Origin of the sequence: Mycobacterium sp. PSTR-4-N (assembly GCF_022348085.1) — a bacterium.
In the GTDB taxonomy this organism is placed as follows: Bacteria; Actinomycetota; Actinomycetes; order Mycobacteriales; family Mycobacteriaceae; genus Mycobacterium.
Genome location: NZ_JAKRFN010000015.1, coordinates 109256 through 132124 on the forward strand (window position 1 = coordinate 109256; position 22869 = coordinate 132124).

Sequence of the window (22869 nt, forward strand, 5' to 3'; positions counted from 1 at the left end):
GGGCGTCCCGTCGGGGTAGCTTCGCAGGCGTGCCACTCGTCGCGGGAATCGACTCCTCCACCCAGTCGTGCAAAGTACTGATCTGTGATGCCGAGACCGGCCGGACCGTGCGGTCGGCGGCCAGTCCCCACCCGGGCGGCACCGAGGTGGCGCCGGCGCACTGGTGGCAAGCGCTGCAGGCGAGCATCGACGAGCTGGGCGGTATCGACGACGTCGCTGCGGTCTCGGTGGGCGCGCAGCAGCACGGCATGGTGTGCCTCGACGACACCGGCGACGTGGTCCGGGACGCGTTGCTGTGGAACGACACCCGCTCGGCCGGCGCGGCGGCCGACCTGGTCGACGAACTCGGTGGTCCCGACGAGTGGGCGAGCCGCACAGGTGTCGTGCCGGTCGCGGCCATCACCGCCACCAAGTTGCGGTGGCTGGCCGACCACGAACCGGCGCACGCCGATGCCACCGCTGCGGTCTGCCTGCCCCATGATTGGTTGACCTGGCGGCTGTCCGGTTCCTCGGACCTCGGCGAGCTGACCACGGATCGCAGCGACGCCAGCGGCACCGGATACTTCTCGGCGGCCACGGATTCCTACGACGCCGAGTTGCTCGAGTTGGCGCTGCGGGGGCGTCATCCGGCCCTGCCGACCGTCGTCGCCCCCGCCGGTTCGGCGTTGCAGACCGCCCACGGCGCGCTGCTGGGTGCCGGAGCCGGCGACAACGCCGCGGCGGCGCTCGGCCTTGGTGCCGGACCGGGCGACTGTGTGGTGTCTCTGGGTACCTCCGGCGTGGTCAGCGCGGTCGGTGCGACGGCGCCCCACGACCCCGAGGGCATCGTCGCGGGATTCGCCGATGCAACGGGTCGGCAACTGCCCCTCGTCTGCACGCTGAACGGAGCGCCCGTGCTCGCCGCGGTGGCTCGCATGCTCGGTGTCGACTTCGACGAGTTCGACCGGCTCGCGCTCAGCGCCGCGGTCGGCGCCGAGGGCTTGACGCTGGTGCCGTACCTGGACGGGGAGCGCTCACCCAACCTGCCCGACGCCGCCGGCGCTTTGCACGGAATCACCACGCGAAACTTCACCGCCGCCAACATCGCCCGCGCCTCTGTCGAGGGTCTGCTGGCCTCCATGGCGTACTGCATCGACAAGATCCGGGCACACGGCGTCGCGGTCGACCGCATCATCTTGATCGGTGGCGGAGCCCGCTCCGCGGCGGTCAGGCAGGTGGCGCCGGCGGTTCTCGGGGCGCCCGTCCATGTCCCGGCGCCTGCCGAGTACGTCGCGATCGGCGCCGCGCGGCAGGCGGCCTGGTCGCTCGCGGGCGGAGAGAATCCGCCGCAGTGGTCCCTGGCGGACACCACCGTGCACGAGGCGGATCCCACGCCGGAGGTGCTCGATCGCTATCGAACGGCCGAGCGGCTGACATTGCGCTGACGCTCAGGTGGGCCGCGCGGCCTCCGGGCGCGGCCACATCGGTCGCGGCAGCGCCGCACCCGGCGGCGGTCGCACCGCGTCCAGCACCGCCCGCAGCGGCGGCCAGTCGGCGCGGCCGACCCTGGTGACGGCGTAGGCGGTGAGCACCACGTCGGGATCGGTCAGGGGCAGTACGGTGACTCCCGCGGCGGTGGGCCGCTCGATCGGCAACAGTCCCACCCCGTAGCCGGCGGTGATGAGTTCCTCGACGAGGTCGAGGCTGTCGATCTGGTGGGCGATGCGCGGGGTGAAGCCGGACAGAGACGCCAGCGTGCGCACCGCATCCTCGTCGGCGGTGTTGCGGGAGTTGACGATCCACGCATGGTCGGCGTAGTCACGCAGCGCGGGCATGTTGCGGGAGGTGTCGGTCGGCACCCCGAGGCCCCACCGGATGGACCAGAGCGGCACCGCTTCCAGCAGCGCTCCCGGGGAGGCCGGGGCCAGGTTGTAGTCATAGGTCAGTGCCAGATCCAGATCGTCGGCGGTCAACAGCCGAAACGCTTCCACGGGCTCGTACTCGCTGATGATGAAGTCCACCTGCGGCATGCGCTCGCGCAAGTGCGCGGCGATCGGGAGCAGCGAGACCCGGATGCCGGTGGCGAACCCGCCGACGCGGACGGTGCCGGCCGGATCGGCATCGGCGTCGAGGTCCAGGAGTGCCCGGTCCACCGCGGCGAGGATGGTCACCGCATGATCGGCCAGTCGGCGGCCCGCCGGGGTCAGACGCACCCGTCGGCCCTGCGGCTCGATCAGCTGCGCCCCCGTTTCCCGGCTGAGCGCGGCGATCTGCGCAGACACCGTCGACGTGGTGAGGTGGTACTCGTCTGCCACGGCCCGCATCGAACCGAGGCGCGACAGCGCGAGCAGAAGCTGCAGTCGGCGGAAGTCCACGCCGGTGATTGTCCTCTCCCACGTAGGGTTGGCTCGTGGACACGCTGCTCGGCATCGACATGGGAACCGGAAGCACCAAGGGAGTTCTCGTCGACAGCTCGGGCACCGTGCTCGCCACCGAGACCATCAGCCACGGCATGGATCTTCCGCGGCCGGGGTGGGCCGAAGTCGACGCCGAGAAGGTGTGGTGGCACGAGGTGTGCGCCATCAGCACCGCGCTGATGACCCGCCAACCCGCGGGCGCGACGCTGGCCGGTGTGTGCGTCAGCGGGGTCGGACCGTGCCTGGTGCTCTGCGATGCCGATTTGCGCCCGCTGCGACCGGCCATCCTGTACGGCATCGACACCCGCGCGCACGCCGAAATCAAGTCTCTCACAGCGGAATTAGGTGAGGCGAAGATCCTCGAACGGGCCGGGACGCTGCTGTCCAGTCAAGCCGTCGGCCCCAAGATCGAATGGGTGCGCCACCACGAACCGCGCGTGTTCGACGCCGCGGCCGGCTGGTACGGCTCCAACTCCTACATCGCAGCGAAGCTCACCGGGGAGTACGTGATGGACCACCACACCGCGAGCCAGTGCGACCCGCTCTACGCCACCCGGGATTTCGACTGGAACCGGGAATGGGCCGAGCGCATCTGCGGACCGCTCCCGCTGCCGTCGCTGGTGTGGCCGAGCGACGTTGTCGGACAGGTGAGCGCCGCGGCCGCCCGCGAGACCGGTCTGCCGGTGGGGGTTCCCGTCGCCGCGGGCACCGTCGACGCGTACTCAGAGGCCTTCTCGGTCGGGGTGCGCCGCCCCGGCGATCAGATGCTGATGTACGGGTCGACGATGTTCCTCGTCCAGGTCATCGACGAGTATCACAGCGATCCCGCGCTGTGGACCACCGCGGGCGTCGACCCGCGCACGCTGGCACTCGCGGCAGGCACCTCGACTGCGGGCACGCTGATCAACTGGCTGCAATCGGTCACGGGCAAGCCATCTTTCGAGCAACTGACGGCCGAGGCGATGGCCGTACCCGCGGGCAGTGAAGGCCTGTTGATGCTGCCGTACCTGGCCGGAGAGCGCACTCCGGTGTTCGATCCGAACGCCCGTGGCGTGCTCGCCGGACTCACTCTGCGCCACGGGCGCGGACACATGTTCCGGGCGGCCTACGAGGGCATCGCGTTCGGCATCCGGCAGATACTCGACCGGTTCGACGACGCACACGAGGCCAGCCGCACCGTCGCGGTGGGGGGCGGGCTGAAGAGCCCGGTGTGGGCGCAGGCGATCAGCGATGTCACCGGCCGCTCGCAGCTGGTACCCGAGCAGGCCATCGGAGCCAGCTACGGCGACGCACTGCTGGCCGGCATCGGCGTGGGGCTCGTTCCCCCCGACACCGACTGGGCCACCATCGAGCGCGAGATCACGCCCGATCCGCGCAACCAGGCCCGCTACGAGGAGCTCTTCGCCACCTGGGCGCAGCTGTATCCCGCCACGCGGCAGCAGGTGCACCGGCTCGCCGCAGACGCCGACGCCGGCTGAGCCGCGTCAGCCCATCGTGTAGCCACCGTCGACGGGGAGGTCGACGCCGTTGATCATGCTGGCGGCGTCCGAGCACAGCCACACCACCGCGTCGGATACCTCGTGTGGAACAGCGAAGCGGCCCAACGGGATTCGAGCGATCATCGGCGCGGCCTTGGCTTCCTCACCCCATACCCGCTGACCCATCTCGGTCAGTACCACCGTGGGGCAGACGGAGTTCGCGCGGATGCCGTGCGGTCCGAGTTCGCGGGCGAGCACCTTGGTCGCCATCACCAGACCGGCCTTGGAGGCGCAGTAGGCGTAGTGCTCCGGCAGTGGGGCCAGCGCTGCCGCGGAGGCGACGGTGACGATGGCTCCTCCAGTGCCCTGGTCGACCATCAGCGCCCCGATCCGGGCGGCCAGCAGCGCCGGAGCGCGCAGGTTCACCGCCATCGTCGCGTCGAAGTTCTCGGCGGTGGTGGCGACGACCGATTCGGGCAGCGAGATGCCGGCGTTGTTGACCAGGATGTCGAGACCGCCGAAAGCCTCGGATGCCCTCGCGCTCAACGCCGTCGGGCCGTCCGGGGCGGCGAGGTCGGCGACCACCGCCTGTACCTCGACGCCGTACTCATCACCGAGCGAGCGCCGGGCCTGGGCGAGTTCGGTCTCGTCGCGCCCGCTGAGCACCAGGTGGGCGCCGGCAGCGGCGAACGCACGGGCGATGTCGGCGCCGATGCCCTTGGTGGCGCCGGTGATCAGCGCGCGTTTGCCGTGCAGCCGCATCACCCCGGCGTATCTCTGCTCAGCGGTGCTCGTCACGAAACCTCCTGTGCTACGTCTCCATCGGTGGGGTCATCGGCGGGGGCATCGATGGGGGCACTGGTGGCCGCGAGCAGCGCCTCGGCGGTCCCGGGATCGGTGACCAGGCGGTTGAAGTAGCCACCGCGGGCGCCGGCGGTGATGGAGTCGACCTTGTCTTTGCCGATCGCCACCGCAATGGTGACCGGGATGTGGCGAAGGGTCTCCAATTCCAGCGCGATGAGCCGTTCCGCACCGTCGAAGTCGACGGGTGCGCCGTTGCGGTCGTAGAACCGCGAGCAGACGTCGCCGACGGCGGCGCGCAGCGACGACGAGCCGGTGGGCACGAACTGGGGGATGTCGGAGCGGGTCAGCGGCGGGGCGCCGACACCCATCAGTGCGCACCGGGCGTGCGGCCACTGGTGCACCACGCGTTGGATGCTCGGATCCTCGAGCAGGGAGTCGTAGAGCGCGGGCCCGGGGAGTGCGGGTGCGAACAGGTAATTGGCGCGCCCGCCGACGCGGTTGGCGACCAGCCGGGTGATCTCGTTGGTCTGGTACCACTCGTACGGTTGGTCGTTGCCGCCGACCGTGGGCGTCACCACCACGCCGGGCAGCGAGGTGAGCTCGTGCTGGGCCAACTCGTAGACCGTGCGGCCGGACGACACCAACAGCACGTCGCCCGGCAGCAAACCCGCTTCGGAAAGCGCCCGAGCCGTCGCCGGCGCGAGCTCCCGGCCCATGATGTCGACCACGCTGCGGCCCGGACCGGGCGCGGGCAGGGGCGGGGACAGGTAGACGCTGTTCAGATTCAGCGCACGGGCCACCCGATCGGCGAGCTCGGTGGGCGGGGCGTCGGCTGGTGCCACCACCTCGATACGGACGATGCCCTGGCGTTTCGCCTCGGCGAGAAGCCTGCTCACGGTCGCTCGGCTGGTACCCAGCTTCTCGGCGATCTCCGCCTGCGTGGCCTCGTCCTCGTAGTAGAGCCGCGCCGCGGTGTAGAGCAGCGTGGCCGGGAAATGGCTGCTCTCGGCCTCGGGCGCGCCACCATCCGACTTCGCCGACGAGGTGGCGGGCGCGGACGGCCTGGGCATGGGCAAAGTATGACACCGAACGCCTGCTCTGGAAAGAAGTTCACTGAACAGATGTTCTGGACAGATGTGCACGCCTTCGCTACTGTGACTCCGAACACAGATGGAGGTATGCGCATGTCCGCTCAGATCCCCGAGAAGATGCAGGCGGTGGTCTGCCACGGGCCCAACGACTATCGGTTGGAGGAGGTGGCGGTTCCCCGGCGCGGTCCCGGTGAAGCGCTCGTCAAAGTCGAAGCGGTCGGAATCTGCGCCAGCGATCTGAAGTGCTACCACGGCGCGGCAAAGTTCTGGGGCGACGAGAACCGGCCCGCCTGGGCCGAGACCATGGTGATCCCCGGTCACGAATTCGTCGGCCGCGTGGTCGATCTCGACGACGAAGCCGCGTCCCGGTGGGGGATCGCCGTGGGCGACCGGGTCGTCTCCGAGCAGATCGTGCCCTGCTGGGAGTGCCGGTTCTGCAAGCGCGGCCAGTACCACATGTGCCAGCCCCACGATCTGTACGGCTTCAAGCGGCGCACCCCGGGCGCAATGGCCAGCTACATGGTCTACCCGGCAGAAGCGCTGGTGCACAAAGTGTCTGACGACGTCGCACCGCACCACGCCGCCTTCGCCGAACCGCTGTCGTGCTCTCTGCACGCGGTCGAGCGCGCACAGATCCTGTTCGAAGACGTCGTGGTCGTCGCCGGGTGCGGCCCCATCGGGTTGGGCATGGTCGCCGGCGCCCGCGCGAAGAACCCCATGCACGTCATCGCCCTCGACATGGCGCCCGAGAAGCTCGAGCTCGCCAAACTCTGCGGCGCCGACATCACGATCAACATCGCCGAGCAGGACGCCGTGGCGATCGTCAAGGAGCTGACCGACGGTTACGGCGCCGACGTGTACCTGGAGGGCACCGGGCATCCCTCGGCAGTCCCGCAGGGGCTCAACCTGTTACGCAAGCTCGGCCGCTACGTCGAATACGGCGTCTTCGGCAGTGACGTGACCGTCGACTGGAGCATCATCAGCGACGACAAGGAACTCGACGTCCTCGGCGCGCATCTGGGCCCGTACTGCTGGCCCGCGGCGATCAGGATGATCGAATCCGGCACCCTGCCCATGGATCAGATCTGCACCCATCAGCTCCCGCTGACCGAGTTCCAGAAGGGCCTCGAGCTCGTGGCCAGCGGCAAGGAATCGGTCAAGGTCTCCCTGATCCCCGCCTGAGACAAGGACCATTGATGAGCGTGTTCTCGAATTCCCCTATGGGCCAGCAGTTCTCGCGACGGAAGATGCTCGCGGCGCTCGGTGTGGCCGGTGCCGCCGCCGCCAGTGTGCCGGTGCTGAGTTCGTGCGGTGTCGGCGGCAAGGCGAGCCTGCCCAACGGCGCGAGCGCGGTGACCGGTGGCTTCGACTGGCGCAAGGCAGCCGGGTCGACCATCAACATCCTGCAGACCCCACACCCGTACCAGCTGTCCTACCAACCTCTGCTCAAAGAGTTCACCGAGTTGACGGGCATCAACGTCAACGTCGACCTGGTGCCCGAGGCGGACTACTTCACCAAGTTGAACACCGAGCTGGCCGGCGGCTCCGGCAAGCACGATGCGTTCATGCTCGGTGCGTACTTCATCTGGCAGTACGGTCCACCGGGATGGATCGAGGATCTCAACCCGTGGCTGACCAACAGTGCGGCCACCAACGCCGAGTACGACTTCGAGGACATCTTCGAGGGGCTGCGCACCTCGACGCGGTGGGACTTCGAGTTGGGCCAGCCGTTGGGGACGGGCGGGCAGTGGGCCATCCCGTGGGGATTCGAGAACAACGTCGTCGCCTACAACAAGCGGGTGTTCGACGAGAAGGGCATCACGCGGCTACCCGACAACCTGGATGACTTCATTCAGCTGGCCGTCGACCTGACCGACCGTTCGCAGAACCGGTACGGCATCTCCACGCGAGGCTCCAAGTCCTGGGCGACCATCCACCCCGGCTTCATGACGCAGTACACCCGCGAAGGTGCTGTCGACTACACCTGGAACGGTTCGGAGCTCATCGCCGAGATGGACAGCGACAAGGCGATCGACTTCACCAAGAAGTGGATTCAGATGCAGCACGAGGCGGGGCCGACGTCATGGACCACCTACGACTATCCCAACGCCACCGGCGATCTCGGGGACGGGAAAGCCATGATGGTCTACGACGCCGACAGTGCCACGTACCCGAAGAACAAGCCGGGAGCGAGCAAAGAGGCCGGCAACATCGCATGGTATGCCGGTCCGGCGGGCCCGGACGGCAACTACAAGACCAACCTGTGGACGTGGAGCTGGGCGATGAGCGCCAACTCGCGCAACAAGCTCCCGGCGTGGTTGTTCATCCAGTGGGCCACCGGCAAGGAGTCGATGAACAAGGCCGTCGAGGGTGGCACCTACGCCGATCCGGTGCGAAAGTCGGTGTTCGACACCACCTTCAAGCGGGTCGCGGCGGATCAGTTCGGCTATCTCGAGGCGTTCGAGACGGTGATCGGCCAGTCCAAGATCCAGTTCACCCCGCAGAAGAAGTTCTTCGACACCACGCAGAACTGGGCGGTGGCGCTGCAGGACATCTATGGCGGTGAGGACGCCGCGTCCCGGTTGCGCAGCCTCGCCAAGACCAACACGTCCAAGGTCAACCTCTAGGAGCTCTGGCATCGATGACGACTCAGACATCCACGGCGCCTGCGGCGTCGCCGCGCCCTGACTCGGCCGGCGACGGGCGGTCGCTGCCCGAGGTGCCGACATGGCGGCGCAAGCTGCGACCCTATCTCCTGTCGATCCCCGCCCTGGTGATCGTCATCGGCATCCTCTACCCGTTCTTCGTCGGCGCGTACTACGCGTTCCTGAACTACGCTGCGGTGAACCCGAATCCGCACTTCGTGTGGTTCGACAACTTCGCCTCGGTGCTCGGTGACCGGGTGTTCTGGCAGAGCGTCAAGGTCACCGCGATCTTCGCGATCGCCGCCACGGCGGTCGAGACGGTGCTCGGGGTGGGGCTGGCGCTGCTGCTCAACAGGTCCAGCATCATCGGCAAGATCTTCGAGAAGGTGCTGATCCTGCCGCTGATGATCGCGCCGGTGATCGCCGGCGTCATCTGGAAGCTGATGTTCAACCCGCAGTTCGGCATCCTCAATCACGTTCTCGGCCTCGGCAACACGTTCGACTGGCTGTCGGCGAGCAATGCGCTGTTCTCGGTGATCCTGGTCGACGTGTGGATCTTCACCCCGTTCGTGGCGATCCTCGTGCTCGCCGGTATCCGCTCCTTGCCGAAGGAGCCGTTCGAGGCCTCCGACGTCGACGGTGCGAGCTGGTTCTACATGTTCCGCAAGCTGATGCTGCCGATGCTGTGGCCCTACATCCTGGTCGCGGTGATCTTCCGGTTCATGGACAACCTCAAGGTCTTCGACCACATCTTCGTGCTGACCGCGGGCGGCCCCGGCGTCGCCACCCGCACATTGCAGATCGGCGCCTTCGAGGACTCGATCATCAACCTGGACTACTCCCGCGGCAGCACCTACATGCTGCTGCTGTGGATCATCGTGTTCATCACCGCGCGCTACCTGGTGAGCGTGCTCGGAAAGGCGCAGCGCCGCGCTGCCGGAGCGGAGTCGTAACAGCATGGCCCTCAACCTGTCTCGAGCCGAACTGCAGCCCGGTCAGCGGCGCTGGTCGATCGGTGCCGTCGCCGCCGACGTCGGTCTGGTCATCTGGTTCATCTTCTCGCTGTTCCCGATCTTCTGGATGCTGATGCTGGCCCTCAAGAACGCCGAACAGCAGACCACCACCTACTTCTCGTTCAGTCCGACGTGGTCGAACTTCGCCACCGTGGTGTCCGAGAAGGGCACGCAGATGACCAGCGTCGACTTCAAGGCCTCGCTGTTGACCAGCCTGCTCAATTGCGGTGGCGCGGTGATCGTCTCGCTGGTCATCGGCATCCCGGCTGCCTACGCGGCCGGTCGCTGGCAGTACCGCGGCAGCAATGACCTGATGTTCCAGATGCTGTCCTTCCGGTTCGCGCCGGAGCTGATGGTGATCGTGCCGCTGTTCGTGATCTACAACCAGATCGGCCTGTTCGACACCAAGGTCGGGATGATCTGGGTGCTTCAGCTGGTCACCATGCCGCTGGTCGTGTGGATTCTGCGCTCCTACTTCCAGGACCTGCCCGAAGATCTCGAACAGGCCGCTCTGCTCGACGGCTACACCCGTCGCCGCGCGTTCCTGATGGTCGCGCTGCCCATCGTGCGTCCCGGTATCGCCGCCGCGGCGCTGCTCGCGTTCATCTTCGCCTGGAACAACTACGTGTTCCCGTTGATCCTGGCCGACAGCAACGCCGGCACGGTCACCGTCGCCATCACCAAGTTCCTCGGGGGCGGCGGCCAGGCGTACTACAACCTCACGGCCGCCGCGGCGTTGATCGCCGCGCTGCCACCACTCGTCCTCGCGCTCACGATCCAGCGATACCTGGTGCGAGGCCTGTCATTCGGGGCGGTGAAAGCCTGATGGCCACGGTCAAGATCACTGACATCTGCAAGACCTACGGCAAGGACGTCCGCGCGGTCGACGGCATCTCGCTCGACATCGCCGACGGCGAGTTCTTCGTGATCCTGGGCCCCAGCGGCGCGGGCAAGACGACCACGTTGAAGTCGATCGCCGGCCTCGTCGACGTCGACTCCGGTTCGGTGTCGATCGGCGGGGTGGACATGACCGCGGTGGAGCCGTACCACCGCAACGTCGCGATGGCGTTCGAGAGCTATGCCCTGTACCCGCAGAAGACCGTCGCCGAGAACCTGGCCTCGCCGCTGAAGTCCGGTCGCACCGGCAAGTACACGGAATCCGAGCGCGCCAAGCGCATCGACCAGGTCACCACGACGCTCGGTATCGACCACCTGAAGAACCGGCTGCCCCGGGAGCTGTCGAACGGTCAGCGCCAACGCGTGGCGCTCGGTCGCGTGCTGGTCCGTCCGGCCGACGTCTACCTGCTCGACGAGCCGCTCAGCCACCTGGACGCGAAACTGCGTGCGGCCATGCGTGCCGAGCTGAAGCAACTCGGCGCGATGTCGAACACCACGACGATCTACGTCACGCACGACTACCAGGAGGCCCTGGCGCTGGGCGACCGGATCGCGGTGATGCGCGACGGCCGGCTCATGCAGATCGGTACCCCTGAGGAGATCTGGCGCAGGCCCGCCGACACATTCGTCGCGCGCGCTCTCGGTCAGCCTGAGATCAATCTGCTCGACGGTGTCGTCGACGACGGCCGCATCCGATTGGGTGACGGTTCCCTCGACGTGCCGATTCCGCCGGACGTGCGATGCGACCGAGGAACCCGCGTGCGGGTGGGGCTGCGCCCCTGCGACATCCACGTGACGAGCCGAGAGGGATCGCTGCGGGGGCGAGTGCTGCTCGCCGAGCGGCTCGGCCGCAACATCGAGCTGACCGTCGATGTGGGCGGAGCGCAGCTGATCGCGTTGACCTCGGGCCGCCACGGGGTCGGAGAGGGAGACGAGGTCACGATGCGCATCGCCGAGTCCGACGTGCACGTGTTCACCCCGGGCGACGGGGACACCAGCCGGTTCAGTGACCAGACCCTGGAGGCAGTGCAGTGAGCGTCGCGACCGACAACACGACCCAGCAGAGCGCGCAGAGCCTGACGTTGCGCGACCTGGTCAAGACCTATTCGTCGCGCGGCCGTGACGCCGTGACCGCGGTCAAGGGCATCAACCTCGACATCCGGCCGGGAGAGCTGGTGGCGCTGCTCGGCCCGTCGGGGTGCGGCAAGACCACCACACTGCGCATGATCGCCGGATTGGAAACGGTCACCAGCGGTTCCATCAAGATCGGTGAGCGCGAGATCTCGCAGCTGCCCGCCGCCAAGCGCGGAATCGGCGTGGGCTTCGAGAGTTACGCGCTGTATCCGCCGCTGTCGGTGCGCGACAACCTGCTGTACGGACTGAAGGCGCGCAAGGTCAAGGGGGCCGAGAAGATGGTCGCCTCGATCAGCGATCGGCTCGAGATGAACGATCTGCTCGCGCTGCGGCCGGCCAGCCTGTCCAGCGGGCAGAAGCAGCGCGTCGCGTTGGCCCGCGCACTGGTGCGCAACCCTCCGGTGCTGCTTCTGGACGAGCCGCTGAGCCATCTCGATGCCTCTGCGCGCAACCGGGTGCGCCGTGAACTCAAGGTGCTGCAGCGCGAATTCGGCTACACGACGATCGTGGTCACCCACGACCAGGTGGAGGCGTTGTCGCTGGCGGATCGGCTGGCCGTGATGGACGGCGGCGTGGTCCAGCAGTTCGGCACGCCCGACGAGGTGTTCGACGATCCGGCCAATCTCTTCGTCGCCGGCTTCGTCGGTGAGCCCGCGATCAACGTGCTACCGGGCGTCGCGCGAACCCGCGACGGCCGTGTCCACGTCGAGATCGGTTCGGGCGCAGGAACTCTGGCGACATCAGCGACGACGGTCGGTGACGGCACCGCGGTCACGGTCGGCATCCGTCCGCAGGACTGCGCCCTGACCGAACGGGGCGGCGAGGGGCTCGCGGCGACCGTCGCCTACTTCGAGCACCTGCTGGAGTTCGGGCTCGCGACCACCACGGTGGCGGGCATCGAGGACGGTATCGTGGTGCAGACCCCGGCCGAACAGAGCCACGAACCCGAGCAGCGGGTCTCGGTGACCGCGCCGGCCGAGCGGGTCTACCTGTTCGACGCCGAGACCGGGGAGCGATTGCGATGACGAAGCTCTACAACGACCCTGCCCGATTCACCGAGGACATGCTCGTCGGGTTCCTCGATGCCAATTCCCGCTACGTCGCCGGCGTACCCGGTGGTGTGGTGCGCGCACACCGGACCCGGCCGGGCAAGGTCGCCGTCGTCATCGGCGGCGGATCGGGGCACTATCCGGCGTTCTGCGGAACGGTCGGTGTCGGTTTCGCCGACGGTGCCGTCGTGGGCAACATCTTCACCTCGCCATCGGCGGAGGAGGCGGCGTCGGTGGCACGGGCCGCCCATGGCGATGCCGGCGTGCTGCTGACCACCGGTAACTACGCCGGAGACGTCATGAACTTCGGCCTCGCGGTGACGCAGCTGCGGGGCGAAGGCATCGAGGCCGAGTACTTCGCCGTCACCGACGACATCGCCAGCGCGCCGCGCGGCGAGGAAGCGAAAAGGCGTGGCATCGCCGGTGATTTCACCGTCTTCAAGTGCGCCAGTGCCGCGGCCGAGGAGGGTCTCGATCTGGCCGGTGTGGTCCGCGTCGCCGAGGCTGCGAACGCCGCGACCCGCACGCTGGGGGTCGCCTTCGACGGCTGCACGATGCCCGGCGCCGACCATCCGCTGTTCACGGTGCCCGAGGGCACGATGGGTGTCGGGCTGGGCATCCACGGAGAGCCGGGTGTGGCCGACGAACCGATGCCGACCGCGGAAGCGCTGGCCGAGACCCTCGTCGACGGTGTGCTGGCCGACCGTCCCGATGCCACGTCGACCCGGCTCGCTGTGATCTTGAACGGCCTGGGCCGCACCAAGTACGAAGAATTGTTCGTCGTGTGGGGGACGGTCGCCCGGCTCCTGCGTGACCGCGGCTTCGAGATCGTCGAACCCGAGGTGGGCGAACTGGTCACGAGCCTCGACATGGCCGGCTGCTCGCTGACCGTGATGTGGCTCGACGAGGAGCTGGAACGGTACTGGACCGCCCCTGCCGACACGCCCGCCTACCGCAAGGGTGCGCCGACAGACACGGCGAGCACCGGGGAACGTCGCAGCGCCGAGGAACTCGAGGCCGAATCGGCAGGGCCGGCACTGGATGAACTCGCCGACGACGAGGGCCGCCGCGGCGCGCGAGTCGTACTGGATGCCCTCGCGGCGATGGCCGACATGCTCGCCGGGGCCGAGGACGAGCTGGGCCGCATCGACGCCGTCGCCGGCGACGGCGATCACGGCCGCGGCATGGTGAAGGGCTCGTCCGCGGCCTGCTCGGCAGCGCAGCGGGCGGTCGATGCCGGCGGTGGTCAGGGTTCGGTGCTCGCCGAGGCAGGAAGAGAGTGGGCAGCCAAGGCCGGTGGCACCTCGGGTGTGCTGTGGGGTGCGCTGCTGTCGGCGCTCGGCGCCCGACTCGGCGACACCGGCCGGCCCGACGGCGAGACCGTCGCCGGCGGAATGCGAGACGGGTACGACGCGTTGGTGTCGCTCGGGGGCGCTGCACCGGGAGACAAGACGATGCTCGACGCGCTGCTGCCCTTCGTCGACGACTTCGAGCGTCGGCTCACCGACGGGACACCGTGGCAACAGGCGTGGGGCGAAGCGGCCGAGGTCGCAGCCGAGGCGGCGCAGGCCACGGCCGATATGCGACCCAAGGTGGGGCGGGCCCGTCCGTTGGCCGAGCGCAGCGTGGGTACCCCCGATGCGGGCGCGACGTCTCTGGCGATGTGCTTGCGCACCGTCGCCGCCACGATTTCGACTCGCACAACAGCGAAAGGGAAGTGACCAGCAATGGCAGGTCTCCGTATCGTCGTCGGCTCCGACGACGCCGGCTTCGACTACAAGGAAGCGCTCAAGAGTGATCTTCAGGCCGACGACCGGGTCGCCGAGGTCACCGATGTGGGGGTGGGTGCAGACGAGAGCACGGCCTATCCGCACGTCGCGGTCGCGGCAGCGCGCATGATCGCCGACGGGAAGGCCGATCGGGCGCTGCTGGTCTGCGGTACCGGCCTCGGGGTCGCGATCAGCGCCAACAAGGTCCCCGGTATCCGCGCGGTGACCGCGCACGACAGCTTCTCGGTCGAGCGGTCCGTGCTGTCGAACAACGCGCAGGTGCTGTGCTTCGGGCAGCGAGTGATCGGTCTCGAACTGGCGCGCCGCCTGGCCAAGGACTGGCTGGGCTACGAGTTCGACCCGCAGAGCGCATCGGCCGAGAAGGTGGACGCGATCTGCTCGTACGAGCCCGCGCAGGCGACCAGCTGAGTCAGCTCACCGCCGGGCCACCAGCGGCAGGAAGACGTCGTCGACGATCTCGGTGATGGTGTCCTGCGGTACCGCTGTCATGGTCATGAACAGTTCGTGGCGGAGCAGGTCGGCGGGCAGGTTGAGAATGCGCGGCGCCGGCATGGCCGCCAATTCTTCTCGGGCGACTGCTCTTTCGGCGATCTGCGCCATGATGCTCGGTCCGTCGGGTACGAAGAGCGCACGCAGCGTGGCCGGTGAGCCGCCCGCCTCGTCGTAGTACGCGCCGAACAATGCGGCGAACAGTCCCATTGTGCGCGCGCGACGGTCGCTGAACTCGGTGAGCACCGCCACGACGTCACCGCGCAGTGTCCCGGTATCCGGAACGGGGATCACGTCGACCTCGCCGCGGCGGCGGATCACCGCTTCCAGGAGTTCCAGGCGCGTCGGCCATCGGCGGTACAACACCGATCGCGCTGCGGCCGCTCGGGCGGCCACCGCGTCGATGGTGAAGCCGGTGTAGCCCGCCTCGAGCAACTGTTCCCAGCCCGCGTCCAGGATCGCGGCGTCCAGTTCGGCGCCGCGCCGCCGGTGCAGTGATGCAGCTTTAGAGGACACTTGCGTAGCTTAACGCATCTGGATTAAGCGACAGTAGCGTAGCTTATTCCACTCGACCTTTGTGGGGCATCCATGACACGTAAAGCTATGATTTCCGGTGCGAGCATCGCCGGGCCCGTCCTGGCGTTCTGGTTGGCCGAGGCCGGCTGGCAAGTGACCGTCGTGGAACGCGCAGATCGGTTGCGCCTCAGCGGTTATCCGGTCGACGTGCGCGGCACGGCGGTCGAGGTGATCACCCGCATGGGTCTTCATCCGGAGCTGGTGGAGCACCGCTATCGGCACGTGCCGCTGACCTTGCTGAGCCCACGAGGCCGGCGGCTGTGCACGCTCGACTACGGCGGCCTGCTGAGTTCGTTGGGCGACGGCGACGTCGAACTGCTACGGGGTGACCTCAGCGCTGTGCTGCACCGTGCGACGGCCGATCGCGTCGATTACGTGTTCTCCGAATCGATCACCGGCTTGCGCGAGTGCGACGGAGGGCTGGAAGTGGCCTACGAGCGTCGTCCACCGGAGGTCGTCGACGTGGTGATCGGTGCGGACGGTATCCATTCGAACGTGCGCGCGCTCGCGTTCGGTCCCGAGGAACGCTATCTGCGTCACCTCGGGCCCTACGCGGCGATCTGGGATCTTCCGCCCGGCATGTTCGCCCCCGGAACCGGTTACCTCTACTCGCATCCCGGACGTACCGTGGTCGTCGAACGGCAAGCCGACGGCACGCCCGCCCGGGCGTTCGCGGCGTTCATGCACCCGGCGCCGGGAACCGTCGATCGGCGCGACGGCGCCGCGGTCATCGCAGCGCTTCGCGAGGCGTTCGCCGATGACCGTTGGCGGACAGCGGAAGTCATCGACACGCTGGCGCACGCAGACGATGTCTACTTCGACACGGTCAGTCAGGTACGTATGCCGCGATGGAGCTCAGGCCGAGTCGCGTTGGTCGGAGATGCGGCGTACGCGCCGGCGTTCCTGTCCGGGCAGGGCACCAGTATCGCGATAGCGGGTGCCTACGTGCTGGCCAGTGAGCTGTGCGCGCACGAGCGGCCGCAGGACGCCTACACCGCTTATGAGCGACGCATGCGCGACTACGTGACGAACAATCAGGATCTGGCGCTGCGCCCCGACGGGACGGTCCTGGTCCTCACTCGCGGCCAGCTCCTGCGCCGCAACGTGAAACTGTGGGCCGTGCCGTGGCTGCAGCGACTCGGTCTGCTGGGGCTGCTCCAAGCGCCGCTGCGCACGGCGGCGACGGGCCTCGCGCTGGCCGAGGGGGACCTGCGCTGTCGCTCAGAGACTGTGCAGCGCAACGCTTGTCGATGAGTCGAATCGTCGGGTGGGCGGTGATCCTGGTCCTCGCCAATGTGGTGGCCGATGTCGTCGTGGGATCGCCGATGATGGTCATCCCGCAGTTGCTCGATCGCTTCGACACCGACGAGGCGGCCTGGTTGACCACAAGCGCGCTGCTGGCCGGTGCCGTGTGGTCGCCGCTGCTGGCGAGGGCTGCCGACATACACGGCAGGCGCAAGGTGCTGGTCTTCGCTCTCGCCCTGGCCTGTGGGGGAGCGCTCATCTGTGTCGCAGCCACGAGCCTGTGGGTGTTTCTGATGGGCCGTTTTCTGCAGGGCGCCGCATTCGCCGTCGTCTTCTTGTCGGTGGCTCTCGTGCTGAATGTGTGCTCATCGCGGGTGGCGACCGTCATGGTGGGGATCGTGACGTCCGCCTCGTCGGTGGTGGGAATCGTCGAGCCGGTGGTGATGAAACCGATCATCGACGACTTCGGTCCTCGCAGCGTCTTCGTCGTCGCAGCAGTACTCGCGGCGGTGTCCGCACTGGGCGTACGCGTGCTCGTCCCGGAATCGTCAGTACGCAGCCGAGCTCGCCTCGATGTCGTCGGGGCGCTTCTTCTCGGTGGCGGGCTGAGCGCTGTGTTGGCCTCGGTCAGCGTCGGCGCCGACGCCGGCCAGTTGTCGCTTGAGATGGTCTGGCTGGTGGTCGCGGGCGGCGTTGCGTTGGCCGCATGGTGTTTTCGTTCGTCGCGGAGCTCTGATCCGATCATCGATCTGCGAGTGGTGAGCCGTCGTCTAGTGCTCACCCTCGTGGCTCTGCTGTTGGCAGCCGGGTCGTTTCGATCCATGCTGCAGCTGATGGGTGTGATCGCTTACGTGCCTGCCGAGCGAGGCCTCGGGTACGGCCTCGGTTCCGGGGAGGCGGTCGCCGCGCTGTTCGCCGTCGCGAACCTCGGAATCGCGGTCGGAGGCGTGGGCGCCGGATGGCTGGCCCTTCGTGTCGGTTCCGAATTCGTGCTGCTGGGCGGCGTCGCGGTCGGGGCGGTGGCGACCGTGGCGATGACGGTCGGTGTGTCGGCACTGCCTGTGGCACTAGTCTGCGGTGCGCTGATGGGGGTGGCGGCGGGTGCGATCGGGGCCGCCGGGTACACGGTGGCCATGAAAAGCGCCGCTGAAGACAGCCAGGCCACGGTCGCAGGATTGGTGTCCGTCGTGGTGGCGGTGGGCTCGGTGCTGGTGACCATCGTGGGCGCCGAGGTTCTCGAAGCGACACGAATTCCTGATGCAGTGGTCTCCGGTGCCCCGGTCAGCACGGCGACGGGCGTCCAGGTGTACGTCTCGGCGGCAGGAGTGCTGCTCGCGCTCGCCGCGCTGCCGGCGACCGTGCTCGCGCGCGGTCGCGGAGCCCGGGCCGCATCGTGACGAGGGTTCCCGGTGCTTACGCGACCGGTGTGGTGGCCTGCAGGACCGCCTCGACCAACGCGTCCTCGCGTAGATGCTCGAAGCGCTGGTAATCGGGGTCGTTGATCATGTCGGTGAAGTGCTGACGGCTCGGGTAGCGCACGAGCAGGATCATGTCCCAGTCCTGGCCCGGTTCGGCGGCCAGAGCGACTCCGCCGGCTCCGGCATAAAGCACCTCGACGGCGTATCGCGCTTGCACGCCAGTGCTTTCGAACTGGGCGATGTACTCCAGATAGGTCTCCCTGCCCCCGCCGGGTTTGAAGCGCAACAGATTCAGCATGACCACGGGACCGCCGTCCTCCTCCAGATACGAAGCCAGTGCCGAACTGTCGAGCGTGATCATTGCGTCTCCTCTGTCTGCCCCCACGCGGAAACACTAGGTGGGGGTACCGACAGATTCGACACGCCGTCATTCGCCCGGCCGCCGTTCGCCCGGTGGTCGGGGTTCGTAGGGCTGGTACCACCACCACTGCGCGCGCTCTCCCGTGGCGCCGGGGCACGGGGCGACGTGCGGGGGCGGCGCTGTGGGTGGCCGGGCCAGCGATGCCGAGGTCAGGGTGCGGCCGGCAGCGTCGGTGACGACGAGTTGGTCGGCGGGGCCGGTGATCGTGATCAGGCCGCGGTGGTGAGCCCGGTGGTGATAGGGACAGACCAGCGCCAGGTTCCACAGCTCGGTGGGGCCGCCGTCCTCCCAGTGCACCAGGTGATGGGCGTGCAGGGCCCGGGTGGCCCCGCACCCGGGCACCACACAGCAGCGATCGCGATGCTCCAGCGCACGGCGCAGCCGCCGGTTCACCGTGCGGGTGGATCGGCTCGCTCCGATCACCTGTCCGTCGCGGTGAAACCACACCTCGCACGTCGCGTCGCAAGTCAGATAACGGCGATCACTGTCGGGCAGAACAGGTCCCAGGTGCAGGGCACTCAGGCGGGTGTCGACATCGACGTGCACGACCACCGTGGTTCGTTGGCCATGCGGGCGGGCCGCAGCTTCGGCATCCCAGCTCGCGTCGATCAACCGCAGGAACGCCGCCGCGGCGCCGGGGATCGGTTTCCGCCCGTCCGGATCGCCGGCACTCCACTCCGCCACGAGCGCGTCCCGGTGGGAGCCCAGGGCGGCTTCGAACGCCGCGTTCTCGACGTGGGGGAGTGTGATCTGCCAATACGTGTACTGGTCGTCGCTGCGCGAGGTGATCGACACCTGGGGCCCGGGTTCCCCGACGGGCGCAGGTTCGTCCTCGTCAGGATCGGGCTGAGGTTCCGGAGTGGGTTTGGGTTGCATTTTCAGCGCCGTACGCAGCTGGGTGACAGTCGCGCACTCGGCCATGACGGCGAAGTGCTCGTCCGAGCCGGGCAAGCCGTGTTGGGCGATCACCCCGACCTGATCGACAGAGAACCGGCCCTGCGCCAAACCCTCGATACAGGAGGGGAATTCGTCGTAACGGTGGGTGATCGCGGCGATCGCCTGCGCCCGCGACGGCGACACCCCTGCCTTCCACGCCACCCAGTTCGCCGTCGAACGAGCTCCCGCAGCGGCCCACAGCTCATCCCGGTCTATCTCCGCGGCGATCTCCACGATTCGTGCATCGATCGCGTTGCGTTGGCCCGCCAGCTCCGCCAACTCCTCATGCAGCACCGACAACCGTTCATCGATGGCGAGAGAACTGACCGGGGCCATGACCACAAAGTGCCCGCCCCCTCCGACATCGACGGGCGGCCCCGGCGCCCCATCGAGCCCGCCTGGGGATGAATGCGGCTCTGGGGATAATGCCGCAGACCGTCCGGAGAAGCCGAACGGTGTGTCCGCGAATATCGCGTGGACCGCAACGGTCGAGGTCCCGTTCAATGCAGGAATGACAGTGGAACGGGCACGGACGGGCGCCATGATGGCGGTCGGCGCGATGGCCTGCGTGCAGCTGGGCCTGGCGCTCGCCGTGACGTTGATCGACGACATCGGCGTCGAGGGTGTCGCGTGGCTGCGGCTCATGTGGGCCGGTGTGCTCCTGCTCATCCTGGTGCGGCCCCGCTGGACCGCATTCACTCGCCGGTCCTTCCTCATGTGCGTGATCCTCGGCGTCGTCACCGCCGGGATCACCCTGCTGTTCATGGCTGCTGTCGCTCGCATCCCACTCGGGACGGCCAGCGCACTCGAATTCCTCGGCCCGCTGTCGGTCGCGGTGGCTCGCGGCCGCGGCCGCGGACGCGTGCTGTGGCCTGGTCTCGCGGCGGTCGGCGTCGTGCTGCTGACCGAGCCCTGGAGCGGAACCGTCGATCAGGTGGGTGTCGCCTTCGCTCTCGGCTCCGCCGTGTGCTGGGCCGGCTACATCGTGCTCACCCAGATGGTGGGCGACGAGGTCGCCGGCATCGCGGGCCTTGCGGTGTCCATGCCGGTCGCGGCGTTGTTCGCCACCGCAGTCGTCGGGCCCGCCGTCATTCCCAGAATGGATGGCGGCATCCTGCTGCTGGGGCTCGGGTTGGCCATCCTGCTCCCGGTGGTGCCCTTCGCTCTCGAGCTGTTGGCGCTGCGGCGCCTCACCACCGCGGCCTTCGGCACCCTGATGAGCCTGGAGCCGGCATTGGCGATGCTGGTCGGGCTGGTGATCCTGCACCAGGTGCCGGGTCCGCCGGCCGTCGTCGGCATCGCGTTCGTGGTGGCCGCCGGCGCCGGCGCTGCGCGGTCCGGGGCCCGCACGCAACCTGTTCCTCTGGAGGTCGGCTGAGCGATTACCGTGTCAGCCATGGGCAGAGGAATCTTCGGCTCACCCGTGGTGGGCTTCATCAACGCCGGTGCGGCTCGTCTGATCCACGCGCCGGTGATCGGTCCGATGGTGCGGCGCAGCATGGTGGTGATCCGCTACACCGGGCGGCGTTCGCACCAGACGTTCGAAACCCCGGTCAACTACCAGCGTTCCGGCGACGAGGTCGTCATCCGCGTGATGACGCCCGACCAGAAGACCTGGTGGCGCAATTTCACCGACGGCGGTGGGCCCATCACGCTGGCCGCATTCGACGGTGCGGACCGCACCGGTCACGCGGTGGCCCACCGGGATGAGCGTGGCCGCGTGACGGTACGGGTGCGCCTCGACGCGAGCTGAACTCAGACCTCCGTGCGATTGCGCCGGAACAGGGTGCCGAGCGCCAGCAACGCCAGACTGATGAGCAGGATCGCGGTGGCCAGCACATTGATCTGGGGAGGCACCGCAGCCTTGACCGCCGCGTTGACATACAGCGGATAGGTGACCGTCGAGCCGCTGACGAAGTAGGTGATGATGAAGTCGTCGAGCGACAGCGCGAACGACAGCATCGCCGCGGCGACGATGCCGGGCACGATCAGCGGCAGCGTCACCTTGAAGAACGTGCGGGCAGGGCCTGCGCCCAGATCCAGCGACGCGTCCTCGAGAGTCCAGTCGAAGCCGCGCACCCTGGCACGCACCGTCATCGCGATGAAGCTGACCTCGAAAGCGATGTGCGACAGCAGGATCGTGGTGTAACCGGCCGCCCACCCCAGGTCGAGGAACAGCGTCAGCAGCGCCGCGCCCATCACGACCTCGGGAGCGGTCAGCGGCAGCACCAGGAACGTGTCGACGGCGCCCTGGCCCCGCCAGCGTTGCCGCACCAGGGCGATCGCGACGAGCGTACCCAGGACCAGCGCGACGGCCGTCGAGACTGCGGCCACGTTCAGACTCAGCTTGAGCGCTTCGGTCAGCGGCGGATACTTGAACGGGTGCGCCCAGTTCTCCAGCGTGAAACCTTCCCAGCTGTAGTTGAACTTGCCCACCGGCTTGTTGAACGAGAACAGAATGATCACGAAGATCGGCAGGAACAGGTAGAGCAGCACCAGCCCGGCCACGATGCGCAGCAGCAGATCGCCCCAATTACGGCGCGCCCGCACGGTTTTCGTGGTGGACGGTTGCTGTGCCACGGTGGCGACCGCGGCGCCGGCCTGGGTCGTCATACCAGGTCCTCCGTACCGAGCGCCCTCGTATAGAGCAGCACCCCGACGAGGATCAGCACCATCAGCCCGAGGCTCAGCGCGGCCGCCGCCGGGTAGTCCTTGACCACCAGGAACTGCTTCTGGATCACATTGCCGATCATCGTGGTCTGCGTGCTTCCGAGGTAGTCGGCATTGATGAAGTCGCCGACCGCGGGGATGAACACGAGCATGCTCCCGGCGAGCACACCCGGCATCGACAGCGGCAGGATGACCTTCCCGAAACTGCGCCCGGCCGAGGAGTACAGATCCTTCGACGCCTCGAGCAGCCGCGGGTCGATCTTCTCCAGGCTGACGTAGAGCGGCAGGATCATGAAGATGATCCAGTTGTAGGTCAGGCCGCCGATCACCGCCCAGCTGGTCGAGAGCAACCGTCCCTCGCTGGGCAGCAGGCCGATGGTGTCCAGCGCGCTGACCACCCAGCCCTGGTCGGCCAGAATGGTCTTCCACGCGATCGTGCGGATCAGGAACGTCACGAAGAACGGCAGGATCACCAGTCCCAGAAGCAGATTCTTGTAGCGACCGGCCTTGAACGCGATGACGTACGCCAGCGGGAACGCCAGCAGCAGGCACAGGATGGTGGCGGCGAACGCGTATCCGAAGGACCGGAAGATCTGATCCTTGTACAGCACGAACGCGTCGGTGAAATTGCCGAAGTCCCACGCGAACGTCAGCGTCGGCATGAACACCGATCCGCCGGTCGACGACAGCGACGTCTTGGCCAGTGAGAAGAACGGCACCACGAAGAAGATCAACAGATACGCCAGCGCGGGCAGCACCATGAGGTAGGGCGCGATCTTGCTCCGCTGGCGGCTGCTGCTTGCTACACCTGCCATGG

The 22869-nt window shown here is 67.9% G+C and carries 22 protein-coding genes; 14 read left to right on the top strand and 8 right to left on the bottom strand.

Annotated features, from left to right (window positions below; genetic code table 11):
• Positions 1 to 29: 29 nt before the first annotated feature.
• Complete coding sequence (xylB, locus tag MHN84_RS19465; RefSeq protein WP_241206143.1) at positions 30 to 1424, top strand: xylulokinase; 1395 nt, start codon at positions 30 to 32, stop codon at positions 1422 to 1424.
• 3 nt (positions 1425 to 1427) lie between these two features.
• Here the strand turns inward: xylB and MHN84_RS19470 are convergent, their stop codons facing one another.
• Complete coding sequence (locus MHN84_RS19470) at positions 1428 to 2354, bottom strand: LysR family transcriptional regulator (protein WP_241206144.1); 927 nt, start codon at positions 2352 to 2354, stop codon at positions 1428 to 1430.
• Between the two features lie 35 nt (positions 2355 to 2389).
• Between MHN84_RS19470 and MHN84_RS19475 the strand changes: the two genes are divergently transcribed.
• Positions 2390 to 3874: an FGGY-family carbohydrate kinase gene (locus tag MHN84_RS19475; protein WP_241206145.1), complete on the top strand. Its 1485-nt coding sequence runs from the start codon at positions 2390 to 2392 to the stop codon at positions 3872 to 3874.
• Between the two features lie 6 nt (positions 3875 to 3880).
• Here MHN84_RS19475 and MHN84_RS19480 read toward each other — a convergent pair whose 3' ends face one another.
• Both MHN84_RS19480 and MHN84_RS19485 read right to left on the bottom strand, forming a co-directional pair.
• A complete protein-coding gene (locus MHN84_RS19480) occupies positions 3881 to 4636 on the bottom strand; it encodes an SDR family NAD(P)-dependent oxidoreductase (protein WP_255730663.1) in 756 nt (251 codons plus the stop codon).
• 32 nt (positions 4637 to 4668) lie between these two features.
• Positions 4669 to 5748 (bottom strand): sugar-binding transcriptional regulator, encoded by a 1080-nt coding sequence (locus tag MHN84_RS19485; RefSeq protein ID WP_241206147.1) that lies wholly within the window; start codon positions 5746 to 5748, stop codon positions 4669 to 4671.
• A gap of 114 nt (positions 5749 to 5862) precedes the next feature.
• Between MHN84_RS19485 and eltD the strand changes: the two genes are divergently transcribed.
• The 8 genes from eltD (at position 5863) to MHN84_RS19525 (ending at position 14705) form a co-directional block, all read left to right on the top strand.
• Positions 5863 to 6951 (top strand): erythritol/L-threitol dehyrogenase, encoded by a 1089-nt coding sequence (gene eltD, locus MHN84_RS19490; protein WP_241206148.1) that lies wholly within the window; start codon positions 5863 to 5865, stop codon positions 6949 to 6951.
• Positions 6952 to 7016: 65 nt separating this feature from the next.
• Complete coding sequence (locus MHN84_RS19495; protein WP_241206180.1) at positions 7017 to 8396, top strand: extracellular solute-binding protein; 1380 nt, start codon at positions 7017 to 7019, stop codon at positions 8394 to 8396.
• Positions 8397 to 8410: 14 nt separating this feature from the next.
• Positions 8411 to 9367 (top strand): carbohydrate ABC transporter permease, encoded by a 957-nt coding sequence (locus MHN84_RS19500; RefSeq protein ID WP_241206149.1) that lies wholly within the window; start codon positions 8411 to 8413, stop codon positions 9365 to 9367.
• Between the two features lie 4 nt (positions 9368 to 9371).
• The gene (locus tag MHN84_RS19505) at positions 9372 to 10253 is read left to right on the top strand and encodes a carbohydrate ABC transporter permease (RefSeq protein ID WP_241206150.1); all 882 of its coding nucleotides are present in this window, start codon (positions 9372 to 9374) and stop codon (positions 10251 to 10253) included.
• Positions 10253 to 11359, top strand: a complete 1107-nt coding sequence (locus MHN84_RS19510; RefSeq protein WP_241206151.1) for an ABC transporter ATP-binding protein — start codon at positions 10253 to 10255, stop codon at positions 11357 to 11359. Before MHN84_RS19505 ends, MHN84_RS19510 begins: the two co-directional genes overlap by 1 nt.
• The gene (locus MHN84_RS19515) at positions 11356 to 12483 is read left to right on the top strand and encodes an ABC transporter ATP-binding protein (protein WP_241206152.1); all 1128 of its coding nucleotides are present in this window, start codon (positions 11356 to 11358) and stop codon (positions 12481 to 12483) included. The genes MHN84_RS19510 and MHN84_RS19515 overlap by 4 nt, the downstream gene beginning before the upstream one ends.
• Positions 12480 to 14228, top strand: coding sequence for a D-erythrulose 4-kinase (gene derK, locus MHN84_RS19520; RefSeq protein ID WP_241206153.1), 1749 nt, complete (start codon positions 12480 to 12482; stop codon positions 14226 to 14228). Before MHN84_RS19515 ends, derK begins: the two co-directional genes overlap by 4 nt.
• 6 nt (positions 14229 to 14234) lie before the next feature.
• Positions 14235 to 14705, top strand: a complete 471-nt coding sequence (locus tag MHN84_RS19525; protein ID WP_241206154.1) for a ribose-5-phosphate isomerase — start codon at positions 14235 to 14237, stop codon at positions 14703 to 14705.
• 6 nt (positions 14706 to 14711) lie between these two features.
• Here MHN84_RS19525 and MHN84_RS19530 read toward each other — a convergent pair whose 3' ends face one another.
• Positions 14712 to 15302 (bottom strand): TetR-like C-terminal domain-containing protein, encoded by a 591-nt coding sequence (locus MHN84_RS19530; protein WP_241206155.1) that lies wholly within the window; start codon positions 15300 to 15302, stop codon positions 14712 to 14714.
• Positions 15303 to 15374: 72 nt separating this feature from the next.
• On the opposite strand from MHN84_RS19530, the gene MHN84_RS19535 reads away from it, so the two are divergent.
• Positions 15375 to 16616: an FAD-dependent monooxygenase gene (locus MHN84_RS19535; protein WP_241206156.1), complete on the top strand. Its 1242-nt coding sequence runs from the start codon at positions 15375 to 15377 to the stop codon at positions 16614 to 16616.
• Positions 16613 to 18004: an MFS transporter gene (locus MHN84_RS19540; protein ID WP_241206157.1), complete on the top strand. Its 1392-nt coding sequence runs from the start codon at positions 16613 to 16615 to the stop codon at positions 18002 to 18004. Before MHN84_RS19535 ends, MHN84_RS19540 begins: the two co-directional genes overlap by 4 nt.
• A gap of 16 nt (positions 18005 to 18020) precedes the next feature.
• On the opposite strand, the gene MHN84_RS19545 is transcribed toward MHN84_RS19540, so the two are convergent.
• On the bottom strand, positions 18021 to 18386 hold the full coding sequence (locus MHN84_RS19545) for a DUF1330 domain-containing protein (RefSeq protein WP_241206158.1): 366 nt from the start codon (positions 18384 to 18386) through the stop codon (positions 18021 to 18023).
• Between the two features lie 66 nt (positions 18387 to 18452).
• A complete protein-coding gene (locus MHN84_RS19550; protein WP_241206159.1) occupies positions 18453 to 19718 on the bottom strand; it encodes an HNH endonuclease signature motif containing protein in 1266 nt (421 codons plus the stop codon).
• A gap of 175 nt (positions 19719 to 19893) precedes the next feature.
• On the opposite strand from MHN84_RS19550, the gene MHN84_RS19555 reads away from it, so the two are divergent.
• Both MHN84_RS19555 and MHN84_RS19560 read left to right on the top strand, forming a co-directional pair.
• Positions 19894 to 20760, top strand: coding sequence for a DMT family transporter (locus tag MHN84_RS19555; RefSeq protein ID WP_241206160.1), 867 nt, complete (start codon positions 19894 to 19896; stop codon positions 20758 to 20760).
• Between the two features lie 18 nt (positions 20761 to 20778).
• Positions 20779 to 21135, top strand: a complete 357-nt coding sequence (locus tag MHN84_RS19560) for a hypothetical protein (protein ID WP_241206161.1) — start codon at positions 20779 to 20781, stop codon at positions 21133 to 21135.
• Positions 21136 to 21137: 2 nt separating this feature from the next.
• On the opposite strand, the gene MHN84_RS19565 is transcribed toward MHN84_RS19560, so the two are convergent.
• Both MHN84_RS19565 and MHN84_RS19570 read right to left on the bottom strand, forming a co-directional pair.
• On the bottom strand, positions 21138 to 21995 hold the full coding sequence (locus tag MHN84_RS19565) for an ABC transporter permease (RefSeq protein WP_241206162.1): 858 nt from the start codon (positions 21993 to 21995) through the stop codon (positions 21138 to 21140).
• Positions 21992 to 22867 carry an ABC transporter permease gene (locus MHN84_RS19570; RefSeq protein ID WP_241206163.1) on the bottom strand — a complete coding sequence of 292 codons (876 nt, stop codon included), beginning with the start codon at positions 22865 to 22867 and terminating at the stop codon, positions 21992 to 21994. Before MHN84_RS19570 ends, MHN84_RS19565 begins: the two co-directional genes overlap by 4 nt.
• Positions 22868 to 22869: the final 2 nt, after the last annotated feature.